General features: G+C 64.1%; 16 protein-coding genes and 1 tRNA gene. 15 read left to right on the forward strand and 2 right to left on the reverse strand.

The window, feature by feature from the left end; translation table 11 throughout:
• The 14 genes from CRO22_RS12940 to CRO22_RS13005 all read left to right on the forward strand — a co-directional run bounded on the left by CRO22_RS12940 (position 1) and on the right by CRO22_RS13005 (position 11,301).
• On the forward strand, positions 1-276 hold the full coding sequence (locus CRO22_RS12940) for an STAS domain-containing protein (RefSeq protein WP_097070572.1): 276 nt from the start codon (positions 1-3) through the stop codon (positions 274-276).
• Positions 273-638, forward strand: coding sequence for a response regulator (locus tag CRO22_RS12945; protein WP_097070573.1), 366 nt, complete (start codon positions 273-275; stop codon positions 636-638). Before CRO22_RS12940 ends, CRO22_RS12945 begins: the two co-directional genes overlap by 4 nt.
• 10 nt (positions 639-648) lie before the next feature.
• Complete coding sequence (locus CRO22_RS12950) at positions 649-2,871, forward strand: chemotaxis protein CheA (RefSeq protein WP_097070574.1); 2,223 nt, start codon at positions 649-651, stop codon at positions 2,869-2,871.
• A 5-nt stretch (positions 2,872-2,876) separates the two neighbouring features.
• Entirely contained in the window at positions 2,877-3,344 is a 468-nt protein-coding gene (locus CRO22_RS12955; protein WP_097070575.1) for a chemotaxis protein CheW, read from the forward strand.
• 26 nt (positions 3,345-3,370) lie between these two features.
• Complete coding sequence (locus tag CRO22_RS12960) at positions 3,371-4,213, forward strand: CheR family methyltransferase (protein ID WP_217991902.1); 843 nt, start codon at positions 3,371-3,373, stop codon at positions 4,211-4,213.
• A complete protein-coding gene (locus tag CRO22_RS12965) occupies positions 4,204-4,590 on the forward strand; it encodes a response regulator (RefSeq protein WP_097070577.1) in 387 nt (128 codons plus the stop codon). Before CRO22_RS12960 ends, CRO22_RS12965 begins: the two co-directional genes overlap by 10 nt.
• The gene (locus tag CRO22_RS12970; RefSeq protein WP_097070578.1) at positions 4,590-4,979 is read left to right on the forward strand and encodes a hypothetical protein; all 390 of its coding nucleotides are present in this window, start codon (positions 4,590-4,592) and stop codon (positions 4,977-4,979) included. The genes CRO22_RS12965 and CRO22_RS12970 overlap by 1 nt, the downstream gene beginning before the upstream one ends.
• Positions 4,980-5,174: 195 nt before the next feature.
• Positions 5,175-5,435 carry a hypothetical protein gene (locus CRO22_RS12975; RefSeq protein WP_097070579.1) on the forward strand — a complete coding sequence of 87 codons (261 nt, stop codon included), beginning with the start codon at positions 5,175-5,177 and terminating at the stop codon, positions 5,433-5,435.
• Positions 5,436-5,696: 261 nt separating this feature from the next.
• Positions 5,697-6,803, forward strand: a complete 1,107-nt coding sequence (locus CRO22_RS12980) for an OmpP1/FadL family transporter (protein WP_097070580.1) — start codon at positions 5,697-5,699, stop codon at positions 6,801-6,803.
• Between the two features lie 122 nt (positions 6,804-6,925).
• Positions 6,926-7,837, forward strand: a complete 912-nt coding sequence (locus CRO22_RS12985) for a DMT family transporter (RefSeq protein WP_097070581.1) — start codon at positions 6,926-6,928, stop codon at positions 7,835-7,837.
• 51 nt (positions 7,838-7,888) lie between these two features.
• Entirely contained in the window at positions 7,889-8,749 is an 861-nt protein-coding gene (locus CRO22_RS12990) for an ATPase (RefSeq protein ID WP_097070582.1), read from the forward strand.
• A 41-nt stretch (positions 8,750-8,790) separates the two neighbouring features.
• Entirely contained in the window at positions 8,791-9,711 is a 921-nt protein-coding gene (locus CRO22_RS12995) for a homoserine O-succinyltransferase (protein WP_097070583.1), read from the forward strand.
• Positions 9,712-9,785: 74 nt separating this feature from the next.
• Positions 9,786-10,694, forward strand: a complete 909-nt coding sequence (ppk2, locus tag CRO22_RS13000; protein WP_097070584.1) for a polyphosphate kinase 2 — start codon at positions 9,786-9,788, stop codon at positions 10,692-10,694.
• On the forward strand, positions 10,687-11,301 hold the full coding sequence (locus tag CRO22_RS13005; RefSeq protein ID WP_097070585.1) for a TetR/AcrR family transcriptional regulator: 615 nt from the start codon (positions 10,687-10,689) through the stop codon (positions 11,299-11,301). Before ppk2 ends, CRO22_RS13005 begins: the two co-directional genes overlap by 8 nt.
• Here the strand turns inward: CRO22_RS13005 and CRO22_RS13010 are convergent.
• A complete protein-coding gene (locus tag CRO22_RS13010) occupies positions 11,298-11,924 on the reverse strand; it encodes a LysE family translocator (RefSeq protein ID WP_097070586.1) in 627 nt (208 codons plus the stop codon). The two genes, CRO22_RS13005 and CRO22_RS13010, sit on opposite strands and share 4 nt — an antisense overlap.
• 3 nt (positions 11,925-11,927) lie before the next feature.
• Positions 11,928-12,377 (reverse strand): Lrp/AsnC family transcriptional regulator, encoded by a 450-nt coding sequence (locus CRO22_RS13015; RefSeq protein ID WP_097070600.1) that lies wholly within the window; start codon positions 12,375-12,377, stop codon positions 11,928-11,930.
• 269 nt (positions 12,378-12,646) lie between these two features.
• Between CRO22_RS13015 and CRO22_RS13020 the strand changes: the two genes are divergently transcribed.
• A tRNA-Ser gene (locus CRO22_RS13020) sits at positions 12,647-12,736 on the forward strand.
• Positions 12,737-13,440: the final 704 nt, after the last annotated feature.

Raw genomic sequence — 13,440 nt, forward strand, 5'->3', positions numbered from 1 at the left:
ATGCAGTCCATTGCCCTTGCCCCCCGCCTCGATCTTTCGCAGGCCTCCCCGCTCGCCACCGCGCTGCGGCAGGCCGGAGGGACCGATCTCGTTCTCGATGCCTCCGCGGTCACTCATCTCGGTGGGCTCGCGTTGCAAGTACTCGCCTCGGCCGCGCAGGGCGCGCGCACCGCAGGCACCTCCTTCACCATCACTCCGCGGTCCGAAGCCTTCGACGAGGCGCTCGAAACCTTCGGCCTCGTGCCCGCGGATTTGCAAACCGGAGAGGCCGAATGAGCCTGACTGTCCTGGCCGTCGACGACAGCCGCACGATTCGCGACATGCTGAAACTCGCCCTGACTGAAGCGGGCATCACCCTCCATCTGGCCGAAGACGGCGTGCACGGGCTTGAAGTGCTCGAAGGGATCGCCCCGGATGCGATCATCTCCGACATCAACATGCCGCGCCTCGACGGGTTCGGCTTCATCGAGGCTGTGCGCCAGCAAGACAAGCACCGCGGCACCCCGATTCTGGTGCTCACCACCGAATCCGCCCCCGAGCTGAAGGCGCGCGCCCGTGCCGCCGGCGCCACGGGCTGGATCGTGAAGCCTTTCGACCCGCCGAAGCTGGTCAAGGCTTTGCAGATGGTTGCGGGCTGAGGAGGCAGGAATGGCAACGGACCCGATGGCGGAAATCCGGGCAAGTTTCTTCATCGAATGTGAAGAACTGCTCGAAAGTCTGCAAGATGCGCTCTCCGACATGGACGAGGGCAACCAAGACAATGAGACGATCAACGTCGTCTTCCGTGCGGTCCATTCCATCAAGGGTGGCGCCGGGGCGTTCGGTCTGAACGCGCTGGTGGGATTTGCGCACCGCTACGAGACCGTGCTTGACGAACTCCGCTCGGGTCGGCTGTCGATCACCCCCGATGCGATGAAGCTGTTCTTCCAGGCCGCCGACCTGCTGCAAGACCAGGTGCGCGCCGCCCGCGACGGCGCGCCGCCGCCCGACGGCTCGGAGCCTTGCCTTGTCGCGCTTGAGGCGCTGATGGGCGGCGCCCCCAAGGCGGCGGAAGAAGAAGAGGATGTTTCAGATTTCCAGCCGATGGGGCTCGCTTTCGATTTCGGCCCGGTTGATGATGAAGCGCCTCCGGCCCGCCCGGCCTGGACCGTGCGCTTCAAGCCTTCCGCCGCGCTTTACGCCTCGGGCAACGAACCGCTGCATTTGTTGCGCGCCCTCGGCAAGCTCGGCGAGTGCAAGACCCGCTGCGAGATGGGCGCCCTGCCCGATCTCGACACGCTTGAACCTGAAGCGTCTTATTTTGAATGGATCAGCGAAATCAGCGGCGATGTGACCGATTTCGACATCCGCGAAGTGTTCGACTTCGTCGAGGATGTCTGCGAAATCGAGATCACCAGCGCCAACACCGCGCAGGCGACGCTCGACATGTCCGGGCTGGCGGCGCTGGAAGGGGCAGATAGCTCCCCTTTCCCGGAAGCGCCGCAGGTCGTGATGCCGATGGCCGAGGCGGCGCCGATGACGCGAGTGGATGAGCCTGCGCCGGTCGAACAGGCCCCGCTGCCTGCGCCGAGCGCGCTCGCACCGACGCCCGAACCTGCGGCTCCGGTCGCAGCGGCTGCGACAGGCGGCGGTGGGCGCGAAGCCCGCGAAAGTGGGGGCGGCGCCGAACCGCAGGCGACCGTGCGCGTCGATCTCGACCGTATCGACCGGCTCGTCAACCTTGTGGGCGAGCTGGTGATCAACCAGGCGATGCTTGCACAAAGCGTGGCCGAAGCCGGGCTGCCGCCGAATTCTGCAGTTATGACCGGGCTCGAAGCCTTCATGATGTTGACCCGCGACATCCAGGACTCGGTGATGATGATCCGTGCCCAGCCGGTCAAGCCGCTGTTCCAGCGCATGGCCCGGATCGTGCGCGAAGCCTCGGCCGCGGTCGGCAAGGAAGTGCGACTGAAAACCGAGGGCGAAGCGACCGAAGTCGACAAGACGGTGATCGAACGGCTTGCCGATCCGCTCACCCACATGATCCGCAACTCGGTTGACCATGGTCTTGAGACTCCGGAAAAACGGGTGGCCGCGGGCAAGTCGCCCGAAGGTGTGATCACCCTCTCGGCACAGCATCGCTCGGGTCGCGTGGTGATCGAGATCACCGACGACGGCGCCGGCATCAACCGCCCGAAGGTCCGTGCGAAAGCGATCGAGAAGGGGCTGATTGCCCCCGACGCCCAGCTTTCCGACGGCGAGATCGACAACCTGCTGTTCCTGCCCGGTTTCTCGACCGCGGATCAGGTCTCCGCCCTCTCCGGCCGCGGTGTCGGCATGGATGTGGTGCGGCAGGCGATCCAGGGCCTTGGCGGCCGGATCACGATCCACTCGGAGCCCGGCAAGGGCACGCGCTTCTCGATCTCGCTGCCGCTCACGCTCGCCGTGCTCGATGGCATGGTGGTGAATGTGGCCAACGAAACCCTCGTGGTGCCGCTCTCCTCGATCCTCGAGACCGCGACATTGACCGACGAGGACATCCGCGCGCTTGGTCCCAATACCAACGTGATCCATGTCCGAGGTGCCTTCGTGCCGCTCTATGACCTGGGCGCCGAACTGGGCTACCGGGCACCGAAATCGAGCTATGCGGGCGGCATCGTGCTGCTCACGGCACAGGAGAACGGCACCCGCTCCGCGCTTGTCGTCGACTCGATCCTCGAACAGCGTCAGGTCGTCATCAAGGGGCTGCAACGCAGCTACGGCCATATCCCCGGCGTTGCCGCCGCCACCATCCTCGGCGATGGTCAGATCGCCCTGATCCTCGACCCCGCCGATCTTGTCTCAAACGCCTCCGGTCGCACCCGGAGCCAAAGCTTCGCTCTTGCAGGATAACCGCCATGGCACTGGAAAAAAGCTCGCAAAACTCGTCCGAACTCGAACTCCTGTCGTTCCGGCTTGCGGAAGAAGAATACAGCGTCGACATCATGTCAGTGCGCGAGATCCGCGGCTGGACCCGCGCGACACCGCTGCCCCATGCGCCTCATCATGTGCGCGGCGTGATCAACCTGCGCGGCACCGTGCTGCCGGTGGTCGACCTTTCGGTGCGGCTCGGCATGGAGCCGGTCGAAGGCGATGCGCGCAACGTCATCATCGTTGTGCAGGTCGGCACCCAGACAGCTGGTCTGCTCGTCAACGCCGTCTCCGACATTCTTGCGCTGCCGCGCACCGAGCTGCAACCGCCGCCGGAGCTGGCCGCTGATTGCGCCCACAGCTTCATCGAGGCGCTCACCATCGTCGACGGGCGGATGATCCGCGTGCTCGATCTGGCGGCCGTCCTCCCCGATGACAATGCCGAGGCCGCATGAACAGTCCGCTTCCCATCAGCGGGGCCATGGCCCCGACGGCGAACGAGCTCTCGACGATCGCGCGGGTTCTTTATGAACACGCCGGGATCGTGCTCGCGCCGGGCAAGGCCTCGATGGTGCAATCGCGGCTTGGCAAACGGCTGCGCGCGCTTGGCCTGAAGGACTATGAAAGCTACATCCGGCTCGTCACCTCGGACGCCGGGCTCGACGAACGGCGCGAGATGATCTCGGCGCTCACCACCAACGTGACGCAGTTCTTTCGCGAGAATCATCACTTCGAGACCCTGCGCAAGGACGCGCTGCCGCCTTTGCTGGCAAAGGCGCGGGCGGGCGGCAAGGTGCGGATCTGGTCGGCGGGCAGCTCGAACGGGCAGGAAGCCTTTACCATCGCCATGGTGCTCGCTGACATGGCGCAGGATCTGGCGCGGCTCGACATCAAGATCCTCGCCACCGATATCGACCCGCGGATGGTTGAGCGTGGCCGTGAGGCGCTGTATGATGCGGCCACGCTGAACACGATCCCGCAGCCGATGCAGCGGTTCATTTCGGTGGAGGCGGGCGGGGTGCGCATCGCGCCCGCGCTGCGTGGGATCGTCAGCTTCAACGAACTGAACCTGCACGAGAAATGGCCGATGAAAGGCCGTTTCGACATCATCTTCTGCCGTAACGTCGTGATCTATTTCAGCCCGGAAGACCAGCTCAAGCTCTGGCGGCGTTTCGAATCCGTGCTTGCCCCTGGGGGCTGGCTGTTCGTCGGCCATTCCGAACGGGTGCCACTCGATGGCGGCACCGCACTCGGGACAGCCGGCATCACAACCTATCGGCTGCCCGAAACGGTCAGCCCGAACGGAGGCCCGAAATGGCACTGAGAGACCAATTGCGAATCATGGTGGTGGACGACATGTCCACCTCGCGCGGCCTGATCACCCAGGCGCTTGACGCGATGGGGATCCGTCAGGTCGGCTATGCCACCGACGGCCCCGGCGCGCTGCAAATCCTGGACAAAACGCCGGTGCATCTTGTGATCTCGGATTACAACATGCCGGGCATGGACGGGTTGCAACTGCTGCATGCGCTGCGCACCAACGCCAAGACCAAGGGGCTGGGCTTCATCCTGATCACCGGCCGCGCTGATCGCGAGATCATCGAAAACGGTAAGCGTCTGGGGATGAACAACTTCCTCAAGAAACCCTTCACGCCGCAGGAGCTCAAGGCCTGTATCGAAGCGGTGGTGGGACGGCTGTGATGAACCTCTCCCCCGAGATGATGTCCCATGCGCTCGAGCATCGCGATCTGCCGCTCGATGCGCTGGCCGGGCGGATCGGCGACGAGCTCGACACGCTGGCGCGGCTCTCGGCCGAGGTGCAGCGCGCGCTTTCGATGTGCCATTTCGCCGAGCACACCGATATCGAGGCGATCCGCGGCCTGCAGGGGATCGACCGGATCACCCAGGCGCTCGAGGATCTGGGCCGGTTGATGGCGGCCGTGTCCACAGAGATGCCCCAGGATGTAAAACTGCATGCGGTGCCGATCCTGTCGCGGCTGCGGTTGCACGAGCTGGCCCAGAACCTTGACCCCGATGCTCAGCGCGTCGTGATCGAGGAAGAGGACACCGGAGAGATCCAATGGTTCTGAGCGCTCCCGGCTGAGCTTGCGCCGCCGATCGGGTGATCGGCGGCGGCTCGCCTGCGCCAAAGATTCGAACACTCCGGGCCTGGCCCGGTTTTTTTGTGCCTGCTCTTCACTCTGTTGCGGCAAACTGCCTCGCCGTTAAGACTGTGTTTACCCTGACGCTGGTTAATGACGCAAAACGAGCAGCAGGAGTGAAGAATGATCCCCCCGGTCCCACAAGCCGCGCAGGCCTGTGTCGCGTCTCCCCGTTTTGCCGCATCCGGTTTCGCGCCGCCCCGGTTTGCGCAAACCTCGGTGGTTCAAACCTCGGCGGTGCACACGCATTTTACCGCATCAGAGCCAAATCGACGGCTCTGGGCCTGGGGGCTCGCAGGGATCGGGGTTGCAATCGTGCTGGCCGGGTTCGGGCTCACCGCTTTCGCGATCTGGGGCTGGATGCGGCTTCTCGGTCTCGGTTAAACGCGGTGCGACTCACCCTTCCCCTGCCCGTTTACGGCACTGTCAACCCGCCCCGAGACGGGGTATCGGGCCGCCGTCGGCGCATATTACCTAAACCAAACCGTTGAGTTTGCTTGCGTTCGTGACCTTTGCGCAACATTCTTACAACCCGGCGCTCACGCGGACGTGACGTAAGGCCGCGGCATGAATTGATTCACCTTTGCGTCATGCTAGGGTGATCACGGGAGAGAGAGTTCCGTACACTCGAGGGAAGAGACACACATGAAAAAGTTTATGCTGACGGCGAGCGCCCTTGTGCTCGGCGCCACCGCCGCAACCGCAGGCGGGATCGAACGCTCCAGCCAGTCGGTGGGGATCCTGTTTGAACAGGGCAATTACGCCGAATTCAGTATCGGCGGATTCCGCCCCGATGTTTCAGGCTCCGGACTGAACAGCACGATGACGGGCACCACCGCCTCGGGCGACATGGCGGGTGATTACGGCGCGCCGAGCATCGCGGTGAAAATGGCCATCAACGAAAAGCTCGATTTCGCCCTCGTGCTCGACAGCGCGATCGGCGCCAATATCCACTACCCCTCCGGCAGTGGCTATTTCCTGCAAGGCTCCAATGCGACGATCTCCAACACTGAACTCACCGCGATGCTGCGCTACAAGCTGCCGCAGAATTTCTCGGTGATCGGCGGCGTGCGCGGGCTGCGCACTTCGGGCAAGGTCAGCCTGCCGAGCGTGGGAAGCTATTCGATGAATTCCACGACAGAGACCGATTACGGCTATCTCGTCGGCGTTGCCTGGGAAAAGCCGGAAATCGCCGCCCGCGTGGCGCTGACCTATAACTCAAAGATCGACCACGATTTCACCTATCATGAATCGAGCCTCTTTACCGGCGGCGCGGTGCTCAACACGGTCGAAACGGTGACGATTCCGGAATCCGTGAACCTCGAATTCCAGACCGGCGTCGCCAAGGACACGCTGGTGTTCGGCTCGGTGCGCTGGGTGCACTGGACGCAGTTCGACATCACCCCGGATCACTATGCGAATACGATGGGTCAGGGGGCGCTGGTGGATTACACCGAGAACACCACCACCTATTCGCTCGGCCTTGGCCGCAAGTTCAGCGAAAAATGGTCTGGGGCCGCGATCGTCGGCTACGAGAAGCACACCGGCACCCGCACCGGCAACCTCGGCCCGACCGACGGCTTCCGCTCCATCGCGCTCGCGGCGACCTACAAGGTCAGCGACAATGTCAAGGTCACCGGCGCGGTGCGCTATGTCGATATCGGCGATGCGCGGACCAACCTGCCGATCAACGGCGATTTCACCGGCAACTCGGGCTGGGGTGCGGGCGTGCGCGTCGGCATCAACTTCTGAACCGGTCAAACATCACGAAGGCCCCGCTCCGCGGGGCCTTTTGCTGCACGCCATTGGCGGATTGTGCTTGGCACAAGATCCGGGTGGCGGGGCAGGCGCGGCATCGCTAGCCTCGCGCCATCATGACAGCCTCCTCTCCGCGCATCACCCCCTTCGTCTGGATACTCCTTGCCGCGCTTGCGCTCGTCTGGGGGACCTCGTTCCTGTCGAACCGCGCCGCGCTTTCCGGCGCGGGTTTTCTCACCGTGGTCACTTTCCGCGTCAGCTTCGGGGCGTTGGCGCTCTGGCTCTGGGTCTGGGCCCGGCGCCTGCCCCTCCCCGCAAACCCCCGCTATCTCTGGACATTCCTTGTCATGGGGGCGCTCAACAACGCGATCCCCTTCTCGCTCATCGTCTGGGGCCAGACCCAGATCGACTCCGGCCTCGCCGCGATCCTGAATGCCGCAACCGCGCTTTTCGGCGTGCTCGTCGCCGCCGCCGCCTTCGCCGACGAGCGGCTCAGCGCGACGCGGCTCGGCGGCGTGCTGATCGGGCTTGCGGGGGTGGCGCTCGCAATCGGGCCCGAGGCGCTCTCCACTTTCACCCTCGCTTCGGCGGGCCAATGGGCGGTGGTGGGCGCCTCGCTCTCCTATGGCTTCGCGGGCGCCTATGCGCGCCGCGCGATCCACGGCCTCGCCCCCGAAGTTGCCGCCGCCGGAATGCTCACCGGCGCGATGGTCTGGCTCATTCCGGCGATGCTCCTGGTCGAGGGCGTTCCAAACTTCGACTGGGGGCTAGAGGCCTGGGCGGGCATGCTCTGGCTTGCGCTTGGCTGCTCGGCACTGGCCTATCTGATCTATTACCGCATCCTCGCGCGCGCCGGTGCGGGCAATCTCTCGCTTGTCACGCTGCTCATCCCGCCCGTCGCCATCCTCGCCGGCTGGGCCGTCTATGGCGAGCGGCTGGGCCTGCGCGAATGGGCGGGCTTTGCCGTGCTCGCCGCAGGCCTCGCGCTGCTCAACGCTGCGCCAAAGCCCCGCGCCAAAACCGCGTGACGGGGCCGCCCCCCCGCGCTAGAACCGGCGCGACGTGGCAAGGGGGTATCGATGATCTACGCCAATCGCGCGGACTGGCTGGCGGCAAGCCGCAAGCGGCTTTTGTTCTTCGGCATGTCGGGGCTGGGCAAGACCCATGTCTCCTCGATGCTGCGCGCCGCCCCCTCGGGCTGGTTCCATTACTCGGTCGATTACCGCATCGGCACGCGCTACATGGGCGAATATATCGCCGACAATTTCAAGCGCGAGGCGATGAAAAACCCGTTCCTTGCCGCGCTGCTGCTCTCGGATTCCGTCTATATCGCCTCCAACATCACCTTCGACAATCTCGCGCCCCTTTCAACCTATCTCGGCAAGCCCGGCGCCGAGCCGAAAGGCGGCCTGCCGTTTGACGAATACATGCGCCGGCAAAACCAGCACCGCGCCGCCGAGCAAGCCTCGCTGATGGACACCACCCATTTCATCGAGCGCTCGCGTGACATTTACGGGCTGCCGCATTTCGTCTGCGACTCGGGCGGCTCGATCTGCGAGGTGGTGGAGCCGGACGACCCGCGCGACCCGATCCTGCGTGAGCTCTCGTCGCATCTCCTGATGGTCTGGATCGAGGGCAGTGACGCGCATACGGGCGAGCTTGTGCGCCGCTTCGACCGGGCACCGAAGCCGATGTATTACCAGCCGCAATTCCTCGAAAAGAAATGGCTGCAATATCGCGTCGAACGCGGGCTGAAAGAAGACGAGGTCAACCCCGACGATTTCATCCGCTGGACCTATGCCCAGGCGCTCGACCATCGCCAGCCGCGTTATGCCGCGATGGCGCGCAACTGGGGGATAAAGGTCACCGCCTCCGACATCGCCCTTGTGCGCGACGAGAAAGATCTTACATCGCTGATAGCCGCGGCCCTGCCCGGCTGAGGCCGCAACCTCAAGACCGTCTCGCAAGTATCGGAAATAAAATGCCCATCACGCTCCCGGAATCCCTCCCCGCCTTCGAAATCCTGTCGAAGGAAGGCGTGATGGTGATGAGCCCCGAGCGCGCGGCGCGCCAGGAGATCCGGCCCTTGCGGATCGGCCTGCTCAACCTGATGCCGAAGAAGATCCAGACCGAAAACCAGTTCGCGCGGCTGATCGGCGCAACGCCGATCCAGATCGATTTCCAGCTGATCCGGATGACCGAGCATCAGACGAAAAACACCGCCGCCGAACATATGGAGACCTTCTACCGCCCCTTTGCCGAGGTCGAGGCCTCGGGCGAGAAATTCGACGGGCTGATCGTGACGGGCGCGCCGATCGAGCATCTCGCCTTCGAGGAGGTCACCTATTGGGACGAGCTACAGCGCGTTTTTGACTGGACCCAGACGCATGTGTTTTCCACCTTCGGCGTGTGCTGGGGCGGCATGGCGATGGCCTATCATTTCCACAATGTTGCCAAGCACATGCTGGCCGAAAAGGCGTTCGGCTGCTTTCGGCAGCGCAACCTCGCCCCGACCTCGCCCTTCCTGCGCGGCTTTTCCGACGAGGTGCTGGTGCCGGTGAGCCGCTGGACCGAGATGCGGCAGGACGAGCTTGACGCTGCGGGGCTGAAAACGCTGATCGCCTCGCGCCGCACCGGGCCCTGCCTCGTCGAAGACCCCTGCCACCGCGCGCTCTATGTGTTCAACCATTTCGAATATGACAGCACCACGCTGAAGGACGAATACGACCGCGATGTGGCCGCGGGCAAGGCGATCGAAGTGCCGGCAAATTACTATCCCGAGGACGACCCGACCCGCGCGCCGAAAAACCGCTGGCGCAGCCACGCGCATCTTCTTTACGGCAACTGGATCAACGCGATCTATCAGGACACGCCCTACGATCTGGCGCAGATCGGACGGTAAGAGCCCCCGCCCGCTTGCCGCCCGCACGCCTCCGGCTATAGTAAAGCCCCATCACATCGACCCGGAGGGCACGCATGAGCAAGGACAAGGCCGAAGCGAAGAATCCGGACGTGCTCGACATTCCCTATCTCGGTGCGATCTCCGCATATCTGCGCGACGCGGCCCCCGAGGCGGTCCGCAAGGCGATCGAAGGGGCGAAGAAGGACGAAATCCTCTCTCCCTCCTATCCCTATCGTGCGGAGATGAAGAAGAAGGATTACGAGGCGGCGATGGAAAAGCTGCAGGTCGAGCTCGTGAAAATGAGCTGGGGGCTGCAAAAGACCGGGCAGCGGCTCGTTGTGTTGTTCGAGGGGCGCGACGCGGCCGGCAAGGGCGGCACGATCGAGCGGCTGCGCGAGAACCTCAACCCGCGGCAATGTTCCATCGTCGCGCTGCCCAAACCCACCGAGCGGCAGGCGACGCAATGGTATTTCCAGCGCTATGTCGAGCGTCTCCCCGCCGCGGGCGAGATCACGCTGTTCGACCGCTCCTGGTATAACCGCGGCGTGGTGGAACATGTGTTCGGCTTTTGCACACCCGAGCAGCGCGGCCATTTTTTCAACCAGCTCCCGGGCTTCGAAAAAATGCTCGTCGACGAGGGGATCGTGCTTATCAAACTCTGGCTTTCGGTCGACCGGGCCGAGCAGCTCAAACGCTTTCTTGACCGCGAAAAGGATCCGCTCAAGCAATGGAAGCTGAGCTGGATCGATGTCGAGGGGCTGAAGAAATGGGACGAATACACGATGGCGATCGCGGAAACGCTCGAGCGCTCCGACACGGTGCATGCTCCCTGGACGGTGGTGCGCTCCGATGACAAGGACCGCGCGCGCCTCGCCGCGATCCGCACCGTGCTGCTCCGGGTCGACTACCCGGGCAAGGATGCGGCTGCGATCGGCGATGTGGATCCCGAGATCTGCGGCGGGATCAACCTCGTCGATGGCTAAACAGGGCTATCACCACGGCAACCTGCGGCAGGCGCTGGTTTCGGCTGCGCTTGAGCTCATCGCCGCGCGCGGGCCGCAGGGGTTCACGCTCTCGGAGGCGGCAAAGGAGGCGGGCGTGACCCCCGCCGCTGTCTATCGCCATTTTGCCGGCCGCGAAGACCTGATCGCGGAATGCGCGCGCCAGGGCTATGCGATCTATGCCGATCTGATGGAGCATGCCTGGAACGGAGGCCAACCCTCGGCGCTCGCAGCCTTTGGCGCCATCGGTCGTGCCTATCTTGCCTTTGCGAAAAAATTTCCCGGCCATTACATGGCGATGTTTGAAAGCGGCCTCTCGCCCAACCGCTCGCCCGAGCTTGCAAGCGGAGCCGCGCGCGCCGAGGCGGTGGTGCTGCGCGCCACCCAGGCGCTCTCCGCCCATATCGCCGAGGCGCGTCGCCCGCCGCCCTCGATGGTGGCCGCGCATATCCGCGCGCTCTCCCATGGCGTGGTCGAGCTTTACGCCCGCGGCACGCCCGGTGGCCAGTCCCCCTTCTCGCCCGAAGACCTTCTGGAAAGCGGCATCGGCGTCTATCTGCGCGGGCTCGGGCTGATCGCGCCCGATTAAAGGAGCGCCGTGGCAAAAGCCCAGAGCCCGAAGCCTGCCATCGTCAGGCTCGAGACCCGCGCGGTCCAGAGCGCGAAGGCGGGCGGCAGGCGGTGATGGAGCGCCGCCACGAGGCCCGAGAGGAAGGCCCACCAGCCCATCGAACCCAGAAAAACGCCGACTACCAGCGCCGCGGTGGCAAGGGGGGCCGAGCCTTCGGCCAGACCGAGCCCGGCGAAGATCGCGGCAAAGAGCAGGATCGTCGGCGGGTTGGTGATGGTGAGCCCGTAGGTGACGAGCGTGGTGCGCCAGAGGCTGCGCACCTCGGGTGCCGTTGCCGCGCGCGGGGACGCGGCAGGGCCACGCGGCCAGCCCGTCACCGCGAGATAGATCAGGAAGGCACCCCCGATCAGCCCGAGCGGCAGCGCGATCCGCGCCACCAGATCCCGAAACACCGCAAAGCCCGCCGCCGCCGCCGTGGCGAAGGTGAGATCGGCCAGCGCCGTGCCGAGCCCGCCCGCGAGCCCGGCCCAGAAACCGCGCGCCAGGGTGCGCTGGATGCACAGCACGCCGATCGGCCCGACCGGCGCGGCAATCGCAAGACCGATCGCCATCCCTTTGAAAAACAGTATCACCCCCAGCATCTGTCACTCCCGCAGCTGAAACGACGGTTCGACCACGGTCGAAAGCGCCAGCATGGTTTCGGACCGCGCAATCCAGCCTGCCGCTTTCAGCCAGCCCAGAAACGCCTCGACGGCGGCCAGCGAGCCCATCCGCACCTGCACGAGGTAAGACCAAGGGCCGGTGACATGATGGCAGGCGGTCACCTCGGGGCGCGCGGCGATGGCGGCGCGAAACCCTGCCTCGTCTGCCGCATCGGCGAGCGCGACCCAGACGAAGGCGGTGACCGGCAGCCCGAGCGCCGCCGCATCGAGATCGGCGCGCATCCGGCGCAGGATGCCGCGCTCCGAGAGCCGCCTGAGCCGGTCGTTCACCGCGGAGGTGGAGAGCCCCACCTGCGCACCGATCTGCGCCATCGACTGGCGCGCATCGGCGCTCAGAAGGGCACAAATCTTTCTGTCTATATCGTCGATCATCGATTTCAAGCCGGCTAATTGTGTCACTGGCCGGATCATGTCCGCCACCAGCGGGCATTCAAGGGGAATTTTTGCAGCACCGGACAGATCGCGGAACTCGGGCCGTTCAGGGGATCAAAACCGGAAATATTCCGTGTCGCCCCCCGAAAGGCCCTCCTGCCGCAGGCTTTGCTGCGACTTCCGGACGGGCTGTCGCAAAATGTTGAAAAAAGCGGTTGCAAGCCCCGAAGCAGCACGATAAATCCCCGCCTCACGAAGACCCCTGACGCGGAGAGGTGGCAGAGTGGTCGAATGCGGCGGTCTCGAAAACCGTTGTCGGTGTGAGCCGACCCAGGGTTCGAATCCCTGTCTCTCCGCCACTCCCCTCGCCACATAGATTTTTTCTTAAAATCAATGACTTAGGGGAATCGTGCTCGCCCTTCCCACACATGTTTTCCATACATGTCTCCCACACATGTTTGTGCCCCATCTCTTTGCCGTGAGAACGCTTGAAGACTTCAACAGATGCCTTCGTTTCGGGATGCCCTGAGCTACAGCACCTCACTGACGTTCTCGAAAGCAGGCTAAGAGCTGTAGGAGACCTTGGCCGCACTGCCACGGGCTGAAAGACGCACCTGATGCCGTGACATTGCGCCCGATGAAACGGAGCATTGCGGACCTTCGTGAGCCGTACGGAAGCCACTGCAATGCGCAGTTTGCTGCCCTTGCGGAGCTCCGGTGACGAGCAGCGCAAATCCACATCCCCGGCCCTTCACTGTCCGTCGGCGTTGATGATGCGCTGCAGCGCAGCTTCCCCGAAACAGACGCAGGACACGGGTGCAGCATCACGGCCCGTCAAGCCGTCCACTATTGCTGCCATAAGGACGTTGACACCTCCCATTTTCTGCGTCTCACGAAAGTCATGTGTTGCAGTTGACGTCCTAATTGGCACTATGGGTGCATTCAGAACTGAGGAGTGCTTGTATTAGCAGGTCGCTGAAATAGTCGGCCTCGACCTTGGATGCAGAACATGATTCACCCCTTCTCACGGCGAGAGGGGATCATGATGCGGGGCACGGACGAG

The organism is Rhodobacter maris (genome assembly GCF_900217815.1).
GTDB lineage: Bacteria > Pseudomonadota > Alphaproteobacteria > Rhodobacterales > Rhodobacteraceae > Rhodobacter > Rhodobacter maris.

Excerpts from the sequence above, each read along its gene's own strand:
- ppk2 (WP_097070584.1), top strand. The coding sequence starts at position 9,786 with ATGAGCAAGGACAAGGCCGAAGCGAAGAATCCGGACGTGCTCGACATT.
- CRO22_RS12970 (WP_097070578.1), top strand. The coding sequence starts at position 4,590 with ATGAACCTCTCCCCCGAGATGATGTCCCATGCGCTCGAGCATCGCGAT.
- CRO22_RS12945 (WP_097070573.1), top strand. The coding sequence starts at position 273 with ATGAGCCTGACTGTCCTGGCCGTCGACGACAGCCGCACGATTCGCGAC.
- CRO22_RS12940 (WP_097070572.1), top strand. The coding sequence starts at position 1 with ATGCAGTCCATTGCCCTTGCCCCCCGCCTCGATCTTTCGCAGGCCTCC.
- CRO22_RS12985 (WP_097070581.1), top strand. The coding sequence starts at position 6,926 with ATGACAGCCTCCTCTCCGCGCATCACCCCCTTCGTCTGGATACTCCTT.
- CRO22_RS12960 (WP_217991902.1), top strand. The coding sequence starts at position 3,371 with ATGGCCCCGACGGCGAACGAGCTCTCGACGATCGCGCGGGTTCTTTAT.
- CRO22_RS12990 (WP_097070582.1), top strand. The coding sequence starts at position 7,889 with ATGATCTACGCCAATCGCGCGGACTGGCTGGCGGCAAGCCGCAAGCGG.
- CRO22_RS13015 (WP_097070600.1), bottom strand. The coding sequence starts at position 12,377 with ATGATCGACGATATAGACAGAAAGATTTGTGCCCTTCTGAGCGCCGAT.
- CRO22_RS12975 (WP_097070579.1), top strand. The coding sequence starts at position 5,175 with ATGATCCCCCCGGTCCCACAAGCCGCGCAGGCCTGTGTCGCGTCTCCC.
- CRO22_RS13010 (WP_097070586.1), bottom strand. The coding sequence starts at position 11,924 with ATGCTGGGGGTGATACTGTTTTTCAAAGGGATGGCGATCGGTCTTGCG.
- CRO22_RS12980 (WP_097070580.1), top strand. The coding sequence starts at position 5,697 with ATGAAAAAGTTTATGCTGACGGCGAGCGCCCTTGTGCTCGGCGCCACC.
- CRO22_RS12995 (WP_097070583.1), top strand. The coding sequence starts at position 8,791 with ATGCCCATCACGCTCCCGGAATCCCTCCCCGCCTTCGAAATCCTGTCG.
- CRO22_RS12950 (WP_097070574.1), top strand. The coding sequence starts at position 649 with ATGGCAACGGACCCGATGGCGGAAATCCGGGCAAGTTTCTTCATCGAA.
- CRO22_RS12955 (WP_097070575.1), top strand. The coding sequence starts at position 2,877 with ATGGCACTGGAAAAAAGCTCGCAAAACTCGTCCGAACTCGAACTCCTG.
- CRO22_RS13005 (WP_097070585.1), top strand. The coding sequence starts at position 10,687 with ATGGCTAAACAGGGCTATCACCACGGCAACCTGCGGCAGGCGCTGGTT.
- CRO22_RS12965 (WP_097070577.1), top strand. The coding sequence starts at position 4,204 with ATGGCACTGAGAGACCAATTGCGAATCATGGTGGTGGACGACATGTCC.